Origin of the sequence: Rhizobium sp. TAL182, assembly GCF_002117725.1 — a bacterium.
GTDB lineage: Bacteria > Pseudomonadota > Alphaproteobacteria > Rhizobiales > Rhizobiaceae > Rhizobium > Rhizobium esperanzae.
In genome coordinates, this window is sequence record NZ_CP021024.1 from 2,003,818 (window position 1) to 2,021,584 (window position 17,767).

The following is a 17,767-nucleotide window of genomic DNA, read 5'->3' on the forward strand; positions in this document are numbered from 1 at the left end:
ATGCATGACGAAAACAATGGTGCGCACGATTTTTCGACGGGTCAGTGGCTTGTCATAAAGGGCTATACCGTGACATTAAGCGCAGTTCAAAGGGCTTGATGTTGGAAACGGTGTTAGAAATCCTTACATCGTGGGAACATCGAAACAGGGAGTTAGAGTGATGGGTTCTCTTAGCATGTGGCACTGGCTGATCGTTCTGGTCATCGTGCTGTTGTTGTTCGGTCGCGGCAAGATTCCGGAACTGATGGGCGATGTCGCCAAGGGCATCAAAAGCTTCAAGAAGGGCATGACGGACGAGGACGCGCCGGAAACGGCAAAGACCGTCGATCACAAGGCCGACGAAACGAAGTAATCAAGTCCGGGAAAAAGCGCAGCCCCCGCGCTTCCCGTCCAGGAGCCTTGCATGTTCGATATTGGCTGGACCGAGCTTTTGGTCATCGCGGTCGTGCTGATCGTCGTTGTCGGTCCCAAGGATTTGCCGCCGATGCTGCGCGCTTTCGGCAAGATGACGCAGCGCGCCCGCAAGGTCGCAGGTGAGTTTCGGGCGCAGTTCGACGAAGCGTTGCGCGAAGCCGAGCTTGACGACGTGCGCCAGACGATCAGCGACGCCCAGAAGCTCAACCCGGTCAACAGCCTGCGCGAGGCGATGAACCCGCTTCGCCAGATGGGCAACGAGATCAAGGCCGACTTGCAGAAGACGACTGCGGCTCCGGAAAACAAGACCGAAGTGCCGCCGGCTGCCGTCTCGGCCCCGACGCCGTCGATGAGCCTGCCGGAAACGCCGCCCCTGGTGCCGGCGCCTGCGCAGCCTGAGCCCGTCGCAGCAGCGATTGCCCAGGCCGATACCGTCGCCGACAAGCCGAAGGCCGTGCGCAGGCCACGCGTCAAGGCTGCCGACAAGGTCGATGCTGCCGCAGCCGTTGCCGTACCGGTGGAAAAGCCGAAGCGGGCCGCGGCAGTCAGGAAGCCTGCAACGCCGAAGAAGCCGGCGCAGACGAAGAAGAAGGACGAGGCATGAGCGGTGACATCGAAGACAAGCCGCAGCCGCTGATCGAGCACCTGATGGAGCTGCGCACGCGGCTGATCTGGTCGATCGGGGCGTTCTTCATCGCCTTCATTGTATGCTTCTTTTTTGCCAAGCATCTCTTCAACTATCTGGTCATCCCCTACAAGACGGCCGTGGAATGGGCGCATCTCGACGTCGAGAAGGCCCAGCTGATTTATACCGCGCCCCAGGAGTTCTTCTTTACCCAGGTCAAGGTGGCGATGTTCGGCGGCCTGGTGGTCGCTTTCCCGATCATTGCCGCCCAGGTCTATAAGTTCGTGGCGCCCGGCCTCTACAAGAACGAGCGCCAGGCCTTCCTGCCGTTCCTGATCGCGTCGCCGGTCCTGTTCCTGATGGGGGCTGCGCTCGTCTATTTCTTCTTCACGCCGATGGTCATGTGGTTCTTCCTGTCGATGCAGCAGGCGCCGGGTCATGACGAGGTGGCGATCTCGCTGATGCCGAAGGTCTCGGAGTATCTGAGCCTCATCATGACGCTGGTCTTCTCCTTCGGCCTCGTCTTCCAGCTGCCCGTCATCACGACCCTGCTTGCCCGCGTGGGTCTGCTGACGTCACAATGGCTCGCCGAAAAGCGCAAGTTCGCCATCGTGCTCGCCTTCGTCGTCGCCGCCGTGCTGACACCGCCGGATCCTATGTCCCAGATCGGTCTTGCGCTACCAACGATCCTTCTCTACGAGATTTCCATCTATGCGGCGCGACTCGTGGAGCGCCAGCGTGCCCGGCAGGCGCTCGAAAAGGAAACCGGATCCGCGGACGTTGCCAAGACCGACAGCGTCTGAGGCGATCCGGAGCCCTTTTATGACGCCGTCTCATCCGGTCGAGGCCCGGTCAGGCTTTGGCCGGGTCATTTCTGTTGCAACGACCTGGAACGACGATGCTCGATATCAAATGGATCCGTGAGAATCCCGAAGCGCTCGATGCCGCCCTTGCCAAGCGCGGCGCGGAGCCTCTGGCCCAAAGTCTCGTCGCCCTCGATGAAAAGCGCCGCGCGGCCGTGCAAAAGGCGCAGGATCTGCTCTCCCGCCGCAACGCGGCCTCCAAGGAGATCGGCGCAGCGATGGCCCAGAAGAACGGCGAGCTTGCCGAGAAGCTGAAGGCCGAGGTCGCCGAACTAAAGAACCTGCTGCCGGCGATCGAGGAAGCGGACCGTCAGCTGACGGCCGAACTCAACGACGCTCTCTCGCGCATCCCGAACGTGCCTTTCGACGACGTTCCTGTCGGCAAGGACGAGCACGACAATGTCGTCAGCCGCATCGTCGGTGAAAAACCGCGTTGGAACCACACGCCGAAGGAGCATTTCGAAATCGGCGAAGCGCTCGGCTACATGGATTTCGAGCGCGCTGCCAAGCTCTCCGGCTCGCGCTTCACCGTGCTGACCGGGCCGCTCGCCAGGCTCGAGCGCGCGCTCGGCCAGTTCATGATCGATCTCCACACGCGCGAGCACGGCTATACCGAAGTCAGCTCGCCGCTGATGGTGCGCGCCGAAGCGGTGTTCGGCACCGGCAGCCTGCCGAAGTTCGAAGAGGATCTCTTCAAGACGACGGATGGCCGCTATCTCATTCCGACGGCCGAGGTGACGCTAACCAATCTGGTGCGCGAGGAAATCCTCGACCAGGAAAAGCTGCCGCTGCGCTTCACTGCATTGACGCCGTCCTTCCGCTCGGAAGCGGGCTCGGCCGGCCGCGACACCCGCGGCATGCTGCGCCAGCACCAGTTCTGGAAATGCGAACTCGTCTCGATCACCGATGCCGAGAGCGCCATTGCCGAGCATGAAAGGATGACCGCCTGCGCTGAAGAAGTGCTGAAGCGCCTTGGCCTGCACTTCCGCACGATGACGCTGTGCACCGGCGATATGGGCTTCGGCTCGCGCAAGACCTACGATCTCGAAGTCTGGCTGCCGGGGCAGAATGCCTTCCGCGAAATCTCCTCCTGCTCGGTCTGCGGCGATTTCCAGGCGCGCCGGATGAATGCGCGCTACCGCGGCAAGGACGACAAGACCAACAGGTTCGTCCACACGCTGAACGGTTCCGGCACCGCCGTCGGACGCTGCCTGATCGCTGTCCTCGAAAATTATGTGAACGAGGATGGTTCCGTCACGATTCCGGACGTTTTGCTGCCTTATATGGGCGGACTGACCAAGATCGAACGGGCGGCCTGAGGCGATGCGCATCCTGCTTACGAATGACGACGGCATTCATGCGGAAGGCTTGGCCGCGCTGGAGCGGATCGCCCGCACGCTGTCCGATGACGTCTGGATCGTCGCCCCCGAGACCGACCAGAGCGGTCTTGCCCATTCGCTGAGCCTCTCCGAACCTCTGCGGCTGCGCAAAATCTCTGACAAGCATTTCGCCTTGCGCGGCACGCCGACCGATTGCGTCATCATGGGCATCCGGCAGGTGATGGACATCAAGCCCGATCTCGTTCTCTCCGGCGTCAATTCGGGCTCGAACGTCGCCGACGACGTGACCTATTCCGGCACGATCGCCGGTGCCATCGAAGGCACCATGCAGGGCGTGCGCTCCTTCGCACTCAGCCAGGCCTATCTCTACGAGGACGGCGCACGCATCGTGCCCTGGGAAGTCTGCGAGGCGCATGCCCCGGCTCTTCTGGAAAAGCTGCTGGATCTGGACCTGCCGGAGGGCACGTTCCTCAATCTCAACTTCCCGAACTGCTGTCCCGGCGAGGTCGACGGCGCCGAAGTAACCATGCAGGGCAAGCTCGCCTTCAATCTGCAGGTCGATGCCCGCTCCGACGGCCGCGGCTTTCCCTATTACTGGCTGAAGTTCGGCGAACGCGCCGGCGCCTTCATCGAAGGCACCGATATTCACGCTCTAAAGCATAACAAGATTTCGGTAACGCCTTTGAAACTGGATTTGACCGATTATTCCGTGACGGACCGCGTGGCGCGGGCCCTGGGATAGGGAGCACAGGTTTGACGGCAAGACTGGCGGAGAAGGAGGGCTTTGCGGCGCTCGTCCTCAGATTGCGTGCCGAAGGCATCTCTGACCTCGATCTGCTGACGGCGGTTGAGCAGACGCAGCGCTCGCTGTTCGTGCCGGCGCAATTTGCCGACGACGCCTATTCGAGCCGGACGATTCCGATCGAATGCGGTTCCTTTCTCGAAGGCATCGATTTTGTCGTCCGCATCCTCCATCACCTGAAGCTCAAGCCGGGGCAGCGCGTCCTGGAAATCGGCACCGGCAGCGGTTTCACTGCCGCCGTTATGGGGCGCCTGGCCGAGCGTGTGCTGTCCATCGACCGCTACAAGACACTGACATCGGCAGCGCAGCGGCGCATGGAATCGCTTGGCCTGCGCAACGTCGTCATCCGCCATGCCGACGGCAGCGCCGGCATGCAGGGGGAGGGCACCTTCGATCGTATCCTGGTGACGGCGGCTTTCAATGCGATGCCGCGCTTTTATACCGACCAGCTCGTTTCCGGCGGCTCGATGATCGCGCCGCTGATGATTTCCGAAAACGAATGTCGTATGGTGCGGCTGACGAAAACCGGCAGCCGCTTCGAACGCGAGGAATTGTTCGAAGCGCCTTATCTGCCGATCATTCCGCGGCTTGCCTCGCTGCTCTAAATTAGGCTTTTTTGGGACTTACGTCGGTGCTCGCCGTGCGGACTTTCCGCAACGGATGGCGAGCTGCAAGGGAAGGTTACTGGTCCCGGCTGCCGGAGCAAATCTTCAATCGCTCGATCAGCCAGCGGCCTGCAGGCCCTGGTGGACCATCCGAGCGATAAGCCGCCGACATCGGCAGCCTCAGCCCGCCGACAGGTATTTCTTCGACCGCGAGTTCCAAGAGACGCCCGGCCTCAATATCCGCCCTGACTGCATGCTCAGGCATTCCGCCCCAGCCAAGTCCGTTGATCAGGAACGTATGTTTGGCGAACAGGTCGGCCAGTCGCCAAGTATGAGGCGACATTACACCGAACTCACGCCCCTTCGACAGCTCGGTTCGATCGGTCAGCACGAGCTGGACATGCTTGGCGAGTTCGCTTCGGGGGATTGTTCCCTTGATAGCGGCAAGCGGATGATCCGCCGCAGCAACGACCAGGAACGTTACGCCGGCAAGCGGCTCCGTCACGACGCCGGGCGGCATTGCAGGCAAGGAGCCCACGATGCCGAAATTGGCTCGTTGTTCGAGAACGGGTTGGACGGTACCGCCGAGCGCCTCCACGAACAGCCGCAGCGGCACCTCGGGAAACTGCTGCCGGAAATCCTTAGCGGCCTCCGCGACGACATGAATGGGGAAAAATACGTCGACGACGACGGACAGCTCCGGTTCGAGTCCCGCAGCCATACCCTTTGCCTGCGATTTGAAGAAATCGACCTTGGCGACGACCTCACGGGCAGTCGCGACCAGCATATTTCCGGCTGCCGTCAGCTGAGGATAGCGGCCACTTCGGTCAAAGAGGGTGACGCGGAGTTGCGTCTCGAGGTTGCGAACCAGTTCGCTGACGGCCGATTGGGCTCGCCCGAGCTTGCGCGCAGCGGCGGAAAAGCTGCCTTCGTCAACGGCAGCAATAAATGTCCGTAACTGATCAAGCGACAAACCATCCAGCACAGCCGATCTCCGGTAACATTGATGATGGATTCCTGCGGCCACACTAGCATGTATCGGACCAACCGATAGATTGTCTAAGAAAATAACGGCTTTTCGGTTGGGTGCAATCGTGGCATCGAAACGCCACGCGAGCGTCGCGGCTCGGAAATACCCGACTCGGCCTCCGGTTGAAGCGCACCAACCGCGCCAATACGCGGCAACACAGGAAAAGGTCACCGAAGTTGGCATCATCGGCTCAATTGAACAAAACTGAAAAGATCGTCTCCTGGAGCTTCCGCGGTCTTGCCGCTGCCGCGTTTCTCGCGGCCGGCGGCGCCAAGCTCGCGGGCGTGTCGATGATGGTCGCGATCTTTGATCAGATCGGCGCCGGTCAGTGGCTCCGCATCCTTACGGGGGCCGTGGAAGTCTGCGGCGCGATTGCCCTTCTGGTTCCGACGACGGCTGCATTCGGCGCCTTAGTCCTTGCTGTCACCATGATCTTCGCCGTGTTGACCCATCTCTTCGTCATTGGCGGTAGTCCCGTGCCGGCTATTCTTCTGCTTCTGCTCACGGGCACGGTTGTGTGGCTGCACCGTCGCGCCTTCGCAACGATCCTTGACCCGTTCCGCTGAGCCAGGACGCCAAGTTGCGTCGGTCCCGTTAACGCCGCAGCCCTTCTTCGAGGCTTCAATGTTTCGCTTCGCCGTCCTCCTGCTTGTTTGCGTCTCCGTCGCCGGATGTCACACGACGCAGTTTGGCCAGTCGCTCGGCTGGCCAGAACCGCAGCGCACTCCCAGTGCCTATTGAATGGGATGCGTATATCCGAACAACCGAACGCGAAGGACTGAGCAGTGGAAATCGGTATCGACAGTTTTGCTATGCTTGCGAATGACCCGAAAACGGGACGGATGCAGTCTGCAGCCGACCGCATGGAAAGTGTGCTTGCCGAGGTGGAACTCGCTGATCGCGTCGGTCTCGACGTCTTCGGCATGGGTGAGCATCACCGCGAGAACGCGCTCGATTCGGCTCCTGCGGTCATCCTTGCTGCTGCGGCCGCGCGAACGAAAAGGATCAGGCTGACAAGTGCTGTTGCTGTCATCAGTGCTGCCGATCCGGTGCGCGTCTTTCAGGAGTTTGCGACTCTCGATCTTATCTCCCGGGGACGTGCCGAACTGGTGGTCGGCCGCGGCTCCTTCATCGATGCCTATCCGCTTTTCGGTTACGATCTCAGGAACTATGACGCTTTGTTCGTCGAAAAGCTCGATCTCCTGCTCAAGCTCAATGAGGCGGCGCATGTCAAATGGCAGGGCCGCTTCCGTCCTCCGCTGAATGGCGAGGGGGTCTATCCGCGTCCGCATCAGGACCGCCTGCCTGTCTGGCTCGGCGTCGGCGGCACGCCCGAATCTTTTGCCCGCGCAGGTACCCTCGGCCTGCCACTGATGGTCGCCATCATAGGCGGCAGCTTCGAGCGCTTTCGACCTCTCGTCGATCTTTATCGGCACGCCTGGGCTGCCGCCGGCCATCCGCCCGAACAGCAACGGGTCGGCGTGCACGCAATGGGCTTCGTTGGCGACACTGACGAAGCCGCCAAGGACGCCTTCTTTCCCGGCTGGCAGCAGATGATGTCCCAAGCCGGCAAGGAGCGAGGCTGGCTGCCGCCGTCCCGCGCCCAGTTCGAGGCGACGTGCGGCCCTCAGGGAGCATTCCTGATCGGCAGTCCGCAGACGGTCGTAACCAAGACGCTCGCAGCGAGCGTGGCATTGGGCGGCGTTTCCAGAGTGACGTTTCAGATGAGTACCGCGGCGCTCGAAACGGCAGCCATGGCTCGCTCGATCGAATTGCTTGGCACCGAGGTCGCGCCATCGGTGCGGCGAGCCTGCGAATAAACGGCTGCATGCCGCTTTCCAGAAACACGCTGCCAATTCCCGGCATCATGCTCAAGGCACTGCGATTTTTCACCCGTAAGCTATGGTTATCAACTTCTCAAAAATATTGCACTGATTCCAGCATCTTAACCGCGTGGTAATACTAACGCGTTTTAATAGACTCACAAATGGTTGCGTTCTCAGTGGGTCGAGTCAATGCGTTTCAGTCTTTCGCCGAAGTTCGGTAAGTCGGCCGGTAATCTTCTGGTTGTGGGCCTGCTGGCGAGTGCCGCAACGGGCTGCAGTTCCGATGTGACACGGTTTGGCGGTTTGTTTTCCTCCTCCGGGCAGGACCAGATCACCACAAGTTCCATTCCGCGCCGGGGCGGCGTTCAGGGCGATCCGGTGCCGCGCGCCGATCTCGGCGGTACGGCTGTCGCCAGCCAGTCCGGTTACGGCGGCAACAATGCGATGAACCAGCCCTATCCGGCGAACCCGGGTTACGAGCCGGTCCGTCCGTCCAGCGCACGCCTGGCTTCTTCGCCGGTCTCGATCCAGCGTTCCGAGCTTGCCGCGCCGACGGCTGTCGCGCCATCCCGCCAGCGGGAAAAGGACGTGGCGCTGGCCCAGCCGTTCCCGGCTTCGCCGCAGGCTCAAAAGCCGCGGCTCGTGGCGCCGGCGGCACCGAAGGCAACGCGCGATTCGTTGACAACAGGCACGACGCCGAAGATTTCCGGCTGGTCCTCGACCAATGCACCTTCGGTGACGCTGCGCCCGGGTGAAAACATCGCCACGCTGTCCCGGCGCTTTGGTGTTCCGGAAAAGGAAATCCTGCGCATCAACAATCTGAAAACCGCCTCTGCCGCTCAACCCGGCCAGGCGATCCTGATCCCGACCTTCAATGGCGGCAATGCCGCCAAGGCGGCGTCGCAGGCGGCCGATCTTGCCAAGCCCGGCAATATGCCGGAGCCGGCCAAGGCGCCGGAGCAGAAGGTGGCCGTCGTCCCTGGCGCCAATTCCGCCCGCGACAAGACCATGGCGAGTGCCGATCCGGCCGCAAAGGTTCCCGCCGGCGCCGGCAAGGATCCGAAGGCGGCTGCCGGTACTTATGTGGTCAAGCAGGGCGATTCGCTGGCAAAGATCGCCAAGGCGACCGGCGCCAATATCGACGATCTCAAGGCCGCCAACAATATCTCGGCGAGCTCGCTGCGTGTCGGCCAGGCCCTGAAGATCCCGAACGGCAAAACCGACACGATCAAGACCGCCTCGATCCCGGCAGAGAAGGTCGAGTCGAAGCCGGCTGATCCGGCGCCTGCCCAGCAGACGGCGTCCGTTCAGCCCGCGCCCTATAAGGCGCCGGCTGCCACCCAGACCGTCGACGAGGTCGAAAAGAAGGCCGACGTCAGCTCGGACGCGCCGGAATCGACCGGCATCGGCAAATACCGCTGGCCGGTACGCGGCCAGGTCATTGCCGCCTATGGCGCCAACGTCAACGGCAGCCGCAATGACGGCATCGATATTTCGGTCCCGCAGGGCACGCCGATCAAGGCCGCCGAAAACGGCGTCGTTATCTATGCCGGCAACGGCCTGAAGGAACTCGGCAACACGGTTCTCGTCCGTCACGACGACGGTACCGTCACCGTCTATGGCAATGCCGACACGCTGAGCGTGGCCCGCGGCCAGAAGATCCAGCGCGGTCAGACCGTCGCCGTCTCCGGCATGAGCGGCGACGTCAAGCAGCCGCAGGTCCATTTCGAGGTGCGCAAGGATGCATCCCCGGTCAACCCGATGACTTTCCTGGAATAGGTAGAGCGTACCAGGAGGCGCAAAAGCCCGGCCGCCAGCCGGGCTTTTGTCATTTTGGACCGTCTTGTATCGAACCGGAAGCCTGTCTACGCCCGGTCGATATGAACGCGCATGCGCCCCGCCAGATCCTGGATGTATTGCCAGGCAACGCGGCCCGAGCGCGCACCGCGCGTCGTTGCCCATTCCAGCGCCTCGGCGTGCAGCGTGTCGCGCGCGAGCCCGAGCTTGAAGTGATCGGCATAGCCGTCGATCATGCCGAGATAGTCTTCCTGGCTGCATTTATGGAAGCCGAGCCAAAGACCGAAACGATCGGACAGCGAAACCTTCTCCTCGACGGCTTCGGACGGATTGATCGCTGTCGACTGTTCGTTTTCCATCATGTGACGCGGCAGCAGATGGCGCCGGTTCGAGGTGGCGTAGAAGAGCACATTGTCCGGCCGCCCTTCGACGCCGCCGTCGAGCGCCGCCTTCAGCGACTTGTAGGCGGTGTCGTCGTGATCGAAGGAGAGATCGTCGCAGAAGACGATGACGCGATACGGCGTGTCTTTCAGGAGGTCGAGCAGGTTGGGAAGGCTGGCAATATCCTCGCGGTGAACTTCGACCAGCTTCAGCGCGACGCCGCTTTCGCGCCTGACATCCTCGTGCACGGCCTTGACCAGCGATGATTTGCCCATGCCGCGCGCACCCCAGAGCAAAACGTTATTGGCCGCATAACCTTCAGCGAAACGCACCGTATTTTCGTGCAGGATATCGCGCACATGGTCGACGCCGCGGATGAGTTTCAGCGCCACCCGGTTGGGTTTCTTGACGGGTTGCAGATGCTGGCGCTGCGGCGCCCAGACGAAACAATCGGCCGCGTCCCAGTCATTGACGGCGGGTGCCGGTCCGGCAAGGCGCTGGACGGCATCGGCGAGCCGTTTGAGCTCGCCAAGCAGGGCGGTGTTGATTTCCTCGGTCATCGCAAGCTCCTAATTTCTTGCTGCGGCAATCCGCTTTATCTTTCGATGCGGGGTAGCATGGCGTTTTGTCGCCGGAAAGGTTATGAGGCAGCGGAATCGGTACTGTTTCCGGCTGTTTCTGTTGCATTCATCGAAGCGGCAACTATAGTCCGGCAACCTGAAAAATGAGGCGCAGTTCCGCCGCCAAGCCTGAGGAGTTTAGCATGTTCATCACCCCGGCATTCGCCCAGAGTGCGACCGATACCGCAACCGGTTTCGGCGGCTCCGGTTTCGAAATGATCATTCTGTTCGTGCCGCTGATGGTCGTCTGGTACTTCCTGCTGATCCGTCCGCAGCGCGCGCAGGCCAAGAAGCGTGAGGAAACCCTGAAGGCGATCCGTCGCGGCGACCAGGTCGTGACCGGCGGCGGTCTCGTCGGCAAGGTGACGAAGGTCGTCGACGACAAGGAAGTCGAAGTCGAGATTGCCGAAGGCGTTCGCGTGCGTATCGTCCGCAGTGGCATTTCGGAAGTTCGCGTCAAGGGTGAACCTGTCAAGGCCGACGCGGCGTAACAAGCGATAGCGGCAAACCGCCGGATCGGAAGATCGTCGAGAGAATGTTGCATTTTTCCCGCTGGAAAACACTTCTGATTTGGCTGGTTGCGTTTGCGGCCGTCGTCATCGCTGCGCCCAATCTGCTGAGCGAGGCACAGCGTGCCTCGCTGCCGGACTGGCTGCGGCACGATCGCGTAATGCTCGGCCTCGATCTGCAGGGCGGTTCGCATATCGTTCTGAAGGTCGAGCGTTCCGATATCGTCAAGGATCGTCTGGAAGAGGCAGTCGCGAATGTGCGCAACGCGCTGCGCGGCGCCGGCATCCGCTATACCGGGCTGACCGGCAACGACCGGACCGTTAGTGTCCGGATCACCGATCCTGCTGAGACGCAGAAAGCTGTCGATCGTCTGAAATCCGAGACGACGACCGGCAGAGATTCCGCGCCCGAGCTCACGCTGCAGCAGGGCGGCGAAGGGCAGCTTTCGCTGCAGATTTCCGACGCCGACATTACCGCTGATGTTGCCTCCACCCGGACCCGGTCGCTCGATATTGTCGGCCGCCGCATCGCCGGATTCGGCTACGAGAATTTCCTCGTTCGTCCCGAGGGCGACGACCGGATCACCGTGCAGGTGCTGGGATCGGTCGATGCCGAGCGGCTGAAGAATCTCCTCAACCAGCCGGCCAAGCTTTCTTTTCATTTGATCGATGAAAGCATGTCGGGGCAGGAGGCGCTGAACGGCCGCTGGCCGGCGACATCGCAAGTGCTCTATTCGCTGGACGATCCGCCGGTTCCCTATCTTGTCGATCGCACGGCTTTCGCCAGCGCCGGCAACATGGTCGATATCCAGCCGGTCGTCGATCCGCAGACGCAGGATACCTCCATCGCCTATCGTCTCGATGCCGAAGGCACCAAGCGGTTGGCTGAGGTGACGGGACAGAATATCGGCAAGCACCTTGCCATCGTCTTCGACGATCAGGTCATGTCGGCGCCCGTCATCGATGCCGCCATCACCAACGGCGAGGGCCGGATTTCTGCGAATTTCTCCGAAGACGGTGTTCGCGACCTTGCCGTGATGCTGCGTGCCGGGGCCTTGCCGGCGACGCTGACGAGCGTCGAGGAGCGCAGCGTCAGCCCGACCTTCGGCGGCGAATCCATCGTCTCCGGCCTTGTTGCCGGCCTCGTCGCCGTCGTGTTGGTCGCAGCGCTGATGATCGCGCTCTACCGCATCCTCGGCGTCATTGCTGTCGTTTCGCTCTTCTTCAATCTGATCCTCATAATCGCGGCGCTCAGCCTTGCCGGCGCGACGCTCACCTTGCCCGGCATTGCCGGCATCGTTCTTATCGTCGGCATGGCGGTCGATTCGAACGTGCTGATTTACGAGCGCATCCGCGAAGAAGAGAAAACCGCCCATTCCTTTGCCGAGGCCGTCGGTCGCGGTTTCTCGCGTGCCTTTGAGACGATCGTCGATGCGAATGTCACGATCTTCATCGCCGCCGTCATTCTCTTTTTCCTCGGGAGTGAAGCCATTCGTGGATTCGCCGTGACGCTGGCGGTCGGCATTCTGACGACCGTCTTCACGGCATTCACGCTGACCCGCTCGATCGTCGCCGTCTGGCTGGCGCGACGCCACCCCCGGCACCTGCCAAAAAGCGTCCTCACCCATCTCTTCGAGCACGCCAATGTCCGGTTCATGGGGATCCGCCGCTATGTCTTCACCGCGTCGGCTGCGATTTCGCTGATCGCCATGGCGGCTTTTGCCACCGTCGGCCTGCAGCTCGGCATCGACTTCACCGGCGGCTCGCTCATCGAGGTGACGGCGAAACAGGGCAATGCCGACATCGCCGATCTCAGATCGCGCCTCAACGATCTCAATCTCGGTGAGGTCGGGGTCGAACGCACCGGCGGCCCGGCGAACGCGCGGATCCGCATCGCCTCCCAGGGCGGCGGAGAGAATGCCGAGCAGTCGGCAGCGACGCTGGTGCGCGGCGAGCTCGAGGCGGATTATGATTTCCGCCGCGTCGAAGTCGTCGGCCCCGCCATCTCGGGCGAATTGACGATGATGGCGACGCTCGGCATCGTTGCCGCGCTCGCGGCAATCCTGCTCTACATCTGGATCCGCTTCGAGTGGCAGTTTGCCGTCGGCGCCATCGTCGCAACGCTGCACGACGTCATCATCATGCTGGGGCTTTTCGTGCTGACTGGCATCGAATTCAATCTGACGAGCATCGCCGCGGTCCTGACGATCGTCGGCTATTCCCTGAACGACACTGTCGTCGTCTATGACCGGATGCGCGAGAACCTGAAGCGATACACGAAGATGCCGCTGCCGATCCTGATCGATGCCTCGATCAACCAGACGCTGTCGCGCACCGTCCTGACGGCAGCGACGACGCTGCTTGCCTTGCTGGCGCTCTACCTGTTCGGCGGCGACGTCATGCGCTCATTCGCCTTTGCGATGCTCTTCGGCGTCGCTCTCGGCACTTTCTCTTCGATCTATATCGCCGCTCCCGTGCTGATCGTCTTCCGGCTGCGGCCGGAGAGCCCCGACGGGGAAGAGAGCAACAAAACGGATGCCGGTGTAAAATCCGGCACGGTGGTTTGAAAACATGGCCAAAGGCATAGAAATCCGCGCCGCGCATTTTCCCGGGCGCGCCCCGATCGATACTTACGGCAATGGCGGTTTCCGTTTTGCCGACATGTCGCATCGCGGCTCGATCCTTTGCCTGCCCTCCGGCATTCATGGCTGGGACATGGACATGTCGAAGCCGCTGTCGCCTGAAAATTTTCGCCGCGTGCTGGAGGAGGCCGCCGATATCGAGGTTCTGCTCGTCGGCACAGGAACCGAGCTTCGCCGTCTGCCCGAGGAATTGAAGCAGGCGCTGAAGGCGCGCGGTATCGCCTCCGATCCGATGAGCACGGGTGCCGCAGTGCGCACCTTCAACATCATGCTCGCCGAGCAGCGCGCCGTCGCGGCGGCATTGATTGCGGTCTGACGATGGCGGAAGAAAATATCGCGACGAACCAGGATATCTGCCTGGCGATGTTGCGCGACAATGATCGCGACCGATATCTCGCCTGTCTTCTGTCGCCGGAGGAGAAGCGCGGCGCGCTAGCGGCCCTTTACGCGTTCAATGCGGAGCTTGCCCGCATCCGCGACCTGGTGCACGAGCCGCTGCCGGGTGAAGTGCGCATGCAATACTGGCGCGACCTGCTGGAAGGCAGCGCGCATGGCTCGACGGCGGCCAATCCCGTCGCCGCCGCACTTCTGACCGCGATCGAAACCCATCGCCTCCCGCGCAAGACGCTGCTCGATATGATCGAGGCTCGCACCTTCGACCTCTACGACGATCCAATGGAGACGCGGATCTCGCTCGAAGGTTATGCCGGCGAAACGGCCTCCGCGCTGATCCAGCTCGCAAGCCTCGTGCTTTCGCCGGAGGAGGCCCCGCGATCGGCGAATGCGGCCGGCCATGCCGGCGTCGCACAGGCGATTGCCGGGCTGTTGCTGCTGATGCCGCTGCATCGCCGCCGCGGCCAGCTCTATATTCCGCTGCAGATCCTTTCCGCCACCGGGCTCGACCGCGGCGCCTTTCTCGCCGGCGAAGACCGGCCGCGCGTCTCCGCCGCCATCGAGGCCTTCGCCGGTCTCGGCCTTGAGCATCTGGCAAAGGCGAGAGGGGCAGGGTCGATTGCGCCAGCCGTGTTCCCTGCCTTCCTGCCCGCGACCCTGGCCGAACCGGTGCTGCTGAAGGCGCAGAGGCGGGGCGCTCTCCTGTTCGACCGGCCGCTGCAGTCGCCGCAATGGCGCCGCCAGCTCAGAATGGCGCTGGCGGCGGGCCGCCGGAAAATCTGAAATCGGTCAAATTCGCGCAAGTCTCGCGCGCTACAAGGTCCCGATCCTACCCTTTGAACGGAGACTCGGCGTGGGCATTATCGTCTGGTGCGTCCTTTTCGCCATCGTCATCTTCTTTGCTTTCGTGGCCACACGCATGGCCGCGCAGAACAAGGAAGACAGTCTGCACGACACCGGTCTGGCCATTATCGAGTTCGGCCGCGCCTTTCCCAACGAGGCGATCCGTCAGTTGCAGGCGACGGAAAACAGTCAGGCGATCTTCGTGCGCCTGCACGACAACAAGGCCGGCCTCGTGCGCAACATGGCACGCCATTTCTCCTGTCATCTGATCGAGCCCGGCCGTGTGCGTGCCGTAAGCACGGAGACGGGCAAGGGGTTGATGATCGAATTTCTGGATGCGCCCAGTCACAACGGCAGATTCGAGTTTGCTTCGCCGAAGGAGGCTTCCGAAGTGGCGCTCTGGCTGCTCGGCAATTACATCGCCGAGCCGGATAAGGATCTGCCGTCCGACAGTGTTTCCGCCGCCAACAAGCAGTAGAACAGCTGCTTAGGCACTCTCGGCAAAGGTCGGTGTCTGGCCGAGCCAGGCGGCGCAGTCTGCAAGCGCCCGACGCGCGATCAACTGCCGTTTCATGATCGTTTTGTCCTTGCCGCGAAAGCGCTTGACGCCTTCGGGCTTGACGATCGAGCCGGGCTCGAGCTCCGGAAACAGCCCGAAATTGATGTTCATCGGCTGGAACGATCGCTTGCCGGGCTCCTCGTCGGTCACGATGTGTCCGCCGGTTATATGACCGAGCAGCGAACCGAGTGCCGTCGTCGCCGGCGGCAGCGAAATCGCCTCGCCCTTGCGTTCGGCGGCGGCAAAACGGCCGGCCATCAGCCCGACGCTGGCGCTTTCCACATAACCCTCGCAGCCGGTGATCTGGCCGGCGAAGCGCAGGCCGGGCCGCGACTTCAGCGTCAGCGACGGATCGAGCAATGTCGGGGAGTTGATATAGGTGTTGCGATGCAGGCCGCCGAGGCGGGCGAATTCGGCACTTTCCAGGCCTGGGATCATCCGAAAGATTTCCGCCTGCGCGCCGTATTTCAGCTTCGTCTGGAAGCCGACCATGTTGTAGAGCGTGCCGAGCGCATTGTCCTGACGCAGCTGTACGACGGCATAGGCCTTGACTGTCGGATTATGCGCGTTCGTCAGCCCCATCGGCTTCATCGGCCCGTGGCGCAGCGTCTCGCGGCCGCGCTCGGCCATCACTTCGATCGGCAGGCAGCCGTCGAAATAGGGCGTGCCTTCCCATTCCTTGAAGCCGACAGTATCGCCGGCGATCAAAGCGTCGACGAAGGCGTTGTATTGCGCTTCGTCCATCGGGCAGTTGATGTAATCCTTGCCCGTGCCGCCGGGACCGACCTTGTCGTAGCGCGACTGATACCAGCAGATATCCATGTCGATGCTCTCTCGGTAGACGATCGGCGCGATGGCGTCGAAGAAGGCGAGCGAATCCTCGCCCGTCTGCGCCTGGATGGCGCTGGCAAGTGACGGCGCCGTCAGCGGCCCGGTGGCGACGATGGCAAGGTCCCAGTCGCGCGGCGGCAGGCCGGTGATTTCCTCGCGCACGACGGTGATCAGCGGGTGGTCGTGGATCGCCTTGGTCACGGCTTCGGAAAAGCCGTCGCGATCGACGGCCAGCGCGCCGCCGGCCGGCACCTGATGGCGATCGGCGGCTGCCATGATCAGCGAGCCCGCCATGCGCATCTCGGCATGGATAACGCCGACGGCATTGCTGGTCGCATCGTCGGACCGGAAGGAATTGGAGCAGACGAGTTCGGCGAGACCATCGGTCTTGTGCGCATCCGTGCCGCGCACGCCGCGCATTTCATGCAAAATGACGGGAACGCCGGAACTGGCGATCTGCCAGGCGGCTTCCGAACCGGCAAGCCCACCGCCGACGACGTGAATAGGAGCATAGGAAATCGTGTTCATTCCGGGCTGATATCATGTCGGCAGATGCGATCCAACACCTGGAATCAAAAACGGCGCCTGATGGCGCCGTCTTGAAGCATCGTGCCGGTTACCCGCTATTAGCGGAACGAGCGGGATGCGATATTGCGGATGTCGTAGCGGCTGACGCCGATGTCGGACAGGGTCTGGTTGGACAGGCTGCCGAGTTCGTTGAGCGTACGGCGGTAGCTAATCCAGCTCTTTGCAATGCGGATCGGGTTCATTGTCATCTTCCTCGAACAAAAGTCCGCTTGACGGCGGGATCGCCTGTCTCTCTGCGGTTGATGTTTATATAGGCGAAAACCCTCTCATTGTGCAGTGCAAATAAAAGGCGTCTGCCATGCAAATGTGCAATATGATGCTTGAGAAATAAGCGGTGAACATTTTTTGAGCGGGCCAAGGAAACCGTAAAGATCCTGCAACCGCGACGGCCGGCAATCGCCGTAAACGAAAACGCCCGCTGCGGTACAGCGGGCGTTTTAAGCTTGGGCGGATCTGCTTGGGAGGAAGCAGAAACCTTTGAATTAACGCGAAGAAGCTTCGCGGGCGACGCGATGGATATCCGAACGGTCGATGCCGAGGTCATGCAATTCGCGGTTGGTCATGCGGCCGAGTTCGGTGACCGTCTGACGATACTTGCGCCAGTTGTTGAAAGAGCGAGTGATGTTCATGTTAAGCCCCTTTCCGAGGGTTTGATCTGCCAGCAGCCACCCATCGGCGCTGACCTCTATTTGATGACCGGAATGTATGTTGCGGTGCGAAGAAGGAAAACAGCCAAGTTTTCAGGTCACCTATGCGACATATGCAATGCTTTACACAATCTTACCGCAGTCTGGCCAACGAATAGGCAAAGTGACTTGAGGGAATACCCGACCTTTGACGCCGCGGAGAGGTTGCGATGAGGATAACCTCGCCTCCGGCGGATTGCGCGCTGGGCAGATTGGTCCGAGACCGGTTGGACAAGCCATCAGTTATCGTGATGGCCCGCAAGGCGGCGCGATCACGAATGCGACGCCGCGCCTTGATGCGAAGAAAAATCCGGTGGAGCTTGCTTTCCCGGCGGCACGGCGCAGCCAGCCTCGGTTGTGCTAACGCCTTGAACTTACGCATGATGTTGTAATCAAATAAAACGCCCGCCGGG

At 61.7% G+C, this 17,767-nt stretch carries 19 protein-coding genes; 14 read left to right on the top strand and 5 right to left on the bottom strand.

Going from position 1 to position 17,767, the window contains the following annotated elements:
* Window positions 1–160 precede the first annotated feature (160 nt).
* The 6 genes from Tal182_RS10085 to Tal182_RS10110 all read left to right on the top strand — a co-directional run bounded on the left by Tal182_RS10085 (window position 161) and on the right by Tal182_RS10110 (window position 4,649).
* A complete protein-coding gene (locus tag Tal182_RS10085; RefSeq protein ID WP_011425113.1) occupies window positions 161–352 on the top strand; it encodes a twin-arginine translocase TatA/TatE family subunit in 192 nt (63 codons plus the stop codon).
* 51 nt (window positions 353–403) lie between these two features.
* Window positions 404–1,018 carry a Sec-independent protein translocase protein TatB gene (gene tatB, locus Tal182_RS10090; RefSeq protein WP_085859342.1) on the top strand — a complete coding sequence of 205 codons (615 nt, stop codon included), beginning with the start codon at window positions 404–406 and terminating at the stop codon, window positions 1,016–1,018.
* On the top strand, window positions 1,015–1,842 hold the full coding sequence (gene tatC, locus Tal182_RS10095) for a twin-arginine translocase subunit TatC (protein WP_064802115.1): 828 nt from the start codon (window positions 1,015–1,017) through the stop codon (window positions 1,840–1,842). The genes tatB and tatC overlap by 4 nt, the downstream gene beginning before the upstream one ends.
* Window positions 1,843–1,937: 95 nt before the next feature.
* Window positions 1,938–3,221, top strand: a complete 1,284-nt coding sequence (gene serS, locus Tal182_RS10100; RefSeq protein ID WP_085859343.1) for a serine--tRNA ligase — start codon at window positions 1,938–1,940, stop codon at window positions 3,219–3,221.
* A 4-nt stretch (window positions 3,222–3,225) separates the two neighbouring features.
* The gene (surE, locus tag Tal182_RS10105) at window positions 3,226–3,984 is read left to right on the top strand and encodes a 5'/3'-nucleotidase SurE (protein WP_085859344.1); all 759 of its coding nucleotides are present in this window, start codon (window positions 3,226–3,228) and stop codon (window positions 3,982–3,984) included.
* 11 nt (window positions 3,985–3,995) lie between these two features.
* Window positions 3,996–4,649 (top strand): protein-L-isoaspartate(D-aspartate) O-methyltransferase, encoded by a 654-nt coding sequence (locus Tal182_RS10110; RefSeq protein ID WP_085859345.1) that lies wholly within the window; start codon window positions 3,996–3,998, stop codon window positions 4,647–4,649.
* A gap of 76 nt (window positions 4,650–4,725) precedes the next feature.
* On the opposite strand, the gene Tal182_RS10115 is transcribed toward Tal182_RS10110, so the two are convergent.
* On the bottom strand, window positions 4,726–5,634 hold the full coding sequence (locus tag Tal182_RS10115; RefSeq protein ID WP_085859346.1) for a LysR family transcriptional regulator: 909 nt from the start codon (window positions 5,632–5,634) through the stop codon (window positions 4,726–4,728).
* Between the two features lie 239 nt (window positions 5,635–5,873).
* Here Tal182_RS10115 and Tal182_RS10120 point away from each other — a divergent pair, with 239 nt between their 5' ends.
* The 3 genes from Tal182_RS10120 to Tal182_RS10130 all read left to right on the top strand — a co-directional run bounded on the left by Tal182_RS10120 (window position 5,874) and on the right by Tal182_RS10130 (window position 9,284).
* Window positions 5,874–6,245, top strand: a complete 372-nt coding sequence (locus Tal182_RS10120; RefSeq protein WP_237350457.1) for a DoxX family protein — start codon at window positions 5,874–5,876, stop codon at window positions 6,243–6,245.
* Between the two features lie 219 nt (window positions 6,246–6,464).
* The gene (locus Tal182_RS10125; protein WP_085859347.1) at window positions 6,465–7,499 is read left to right on the top strand and encodes an LLM class flavin-dependent oxidoreductase; all 1,035 of its coding nucleotides are present in this window, start codon (window positions 6,465–6,467) and stop codon (window positions 7,497–7,499) included.
* Window positions 7,500–7,694: 195 nt separating this feature from the next.
* On the top strand, window positions 7,695–9,284 hold the full coding sequence (locus Tal182_RS10130) for a peptidoglycan DD-metalloendopeptidase family protein (protein WP_085859348.1): 1,590 nt from the start codon (window positions 7,695–7,697) through the stop codon (window positions 9,282–9,284).
* A gap of 86 nt (window positions 9,285–9,370) precedes the next feature.
* On the opposite strand, the gene Tal182_RS10135 is transcribed toward Tal182_RS10130, so the two are convergent.
* Window positions 9,371–10,243 carry an ATP-binding protein gene (locus Tal182_RS10135; RefSeq protein ID WP_064827472.1) on the bottom strand — a complete coding sequence of 291 codons (873 nt, stop codon included), beginning with the start codon at window positions 10,241–10,243 and terminating at the stop codon, window positions 9,371–9,373.
* A gap of 203 nt (window positions 10,244–10,446) precedes the next feature.
* Between Tal182_RS10135 and yajC the strand changes: the two genes are divergently transcribed.
* From yajC to Tal182_RS10160, 5 genes are all read left to right on the top strand, one after another.
* On the top strand, window positions 10,447–10,794 hold the full coding sequence (yajC, locus tag Tal182_RS10140; protein WP_004678848.1) for a preprotein translocase subunit YajC: 348 nt from the start codon (window positions 10,447–10,449) through the stop codon (window positions 10,792–10,794).
* Between the two features lie 44 nt (window positions 10,795–10,838).
* Window positions 10,839–13,379, top strand: a complete 2,541-nt coding sequence (gene secDF, locus Tal182_RS10145) for a protein translocase subunit SecDF (protein ID WP_085859349.1) — start codon at window positions 10,839–10,841, stop codon at window positions 13,377–13,379.
* A gap of 4 nt (window positions 13,380–13,383) precedes the next feature.
* Window positions 13,384–13,770: an Mth938-like domain-containing protein gene (locus tag Tal182_RS10150; protein WP_004678846.1), complete on the top strand. Its 387-nt coding sequence runs from the start codon at window positions 13,384–13,386 to the stop codon at window positions 13,768–13,770.
* Between the two features lie 2 nt (window positions 13,771–13,772).
* On the top strand, window positions 13,773–14,630 hold the full coding sequence (locus Tal182_RS10155) for a phytoene/squalene synthase family protein (RefSeq protein ID WP_085859350.1): 858 nt from the start codon (window positions 13,773–13,775) through the stop codon (window positions 14,628–14,630).
* 70 nt (window positions 14,631–14,700) lie between these two features.
* Complete coding sequence (locus Tal182_RS10160) at window positions 14,701–15,168, top strand: hypothetical protein (protein ID WP_085859351.1); 468 nt, start codon at window positions 14,701–14,703, stop codon at window positions 15,166–15,168.
* Window positions 15,169–15,177: 9 nt separating this feature from the next.
* On the opposite strand, the gene trmFO is transcribed toward Tal182_RS10160, so the two are convergent.
* The 3 genes from trmFO to Tal182_RS10175 form a co-directional block, all read right to left on the bottom strand.
* Window positions 15,178–16,608, bottom strand: coding sequence for a methylenetetrahydrofolate--tRNA-(uracil(54)-C(5))-methyltransferase (FADH(2)-oxidizing) TrmFO (gene trmFO / locus Tal182_RS10165; protein WP_085859352.1), 1,431 nt, complete (start codon window positions 16,606–16,608; stop codon window positions 15,178–15,180).
* Between the two features lie 98 nt (window positions 16,609–16,706).
* A complete protein-coding gene (locus Tal182_RS33190; RefSeq protein WP_064802139.1) occupies window positions 16,707–16,850 on the bottom strand; it encodes a DUF1127 domain-containing protein in 144 nt (47 codons plus the stop codon).
* A gap of 300 nt (window positions 16,851–17,150) precedes the next feature.
* Entirely contained in the window at window positions 17,151–17,297 is a 147-nt protein-coding gene (locus tag Tal182_RS10175; protein WP_004678838.1) for a DUF1127 domain-containing protein, read from the bottom strand.
* Window positions 17,298–17,767 lie beyond the last annotated feature (470 nt).

Coding starts and splice junctions, on each gene's coding strand:
- Tal182_RS10085 (WP_011425113.1), top strand. CDS start 161: ATGGGTTCTCTTAGCATGTGGCACTGGCTGATCGTTCTGGTCATCGTG.
- surE (WP_085859344.1), top strand. CDS start 3,226: ATGCGCATCCTGCTTACGAATGACGACGGCATTCATGCGGAAGGCTTG.
- Tal182_RS10175 (WP_004678838.1), bottom strand. CDS start 17,297: ATGAACATCACTCGCTCTTTCAACAACTGGCGCAAGTATCGTCAGACG.
- tatC (WP_064802115.1), top strand. CDS start 1,015: ATGAGCGGTGACATCGAAGACAAGCCGCAGCCGCTGATCGAGCACCTG.
- tatB (WP_085859342.1), top strand. CDS start 404: ATGTTCGATATTGGCTGGACCGAGCTTTTGGTCATCGCGGTCGTGCTG.
- Tal182_RS10135 (WP_064827472.1), bottom strand. CDS start 10,243: ATGACCGAGGAAATCAACACCGCCCTGCTTGGCGAGCTCAAACGGCTC.
- Tal182_RS33190 (WP_064802139.1), bottom strand. CDS start 16,850: ATGAACCCGATCCGCATTGCAAAGAGCTGGATTAGCTACCGCCGTACG.
- trmFO (WP_085859352.1), bottom strand. CDS start 16,608: ATGAACACGATTTCCTATGCTCCTATTCACGTCGTCGGCGGTGGGCTT.
- Tal182_RS10155 (WP_085859350.1), top strand. CDS start 13,773: ATGGCGGAAGAAAATATCGCGACGAACCAGGATATCTGCCTGGCGATG.
- yajC (WP_004678848.1), top strand. CDS start 10,447: ATGTTCATCACCCCGGCATTCGCCCAGAGTGCGACCGATACCGCAACC.
- serS (WP_085859343.1), top strand. CDS start 1,938: ATGCTCGATATCAAATGGATCCGTGAGAATCCCGAAGCGCTCGATGCC.
- Tal182_RS10150 (WP_004678846.1), top strand. CDS start 13,384: ATGGCCAAAGGCATAGAAATCCGCGCCGCGCATTTTCCCGGGCGCGCC.
- Tal182_RS10130 (WP_085859348.1), top strand. CDS start 7,695: ATGCGTTTCAGTCTTTCGCCGAAGTTCGGTAAGTCGGCCGGTAATCTT.
- secDF (WP_085859349.1), top strand. CDS start 10,839: ATGTTGCATTTTTCCCGCTGGAAAACACTTCTGATTTGGCTGGTTGCG.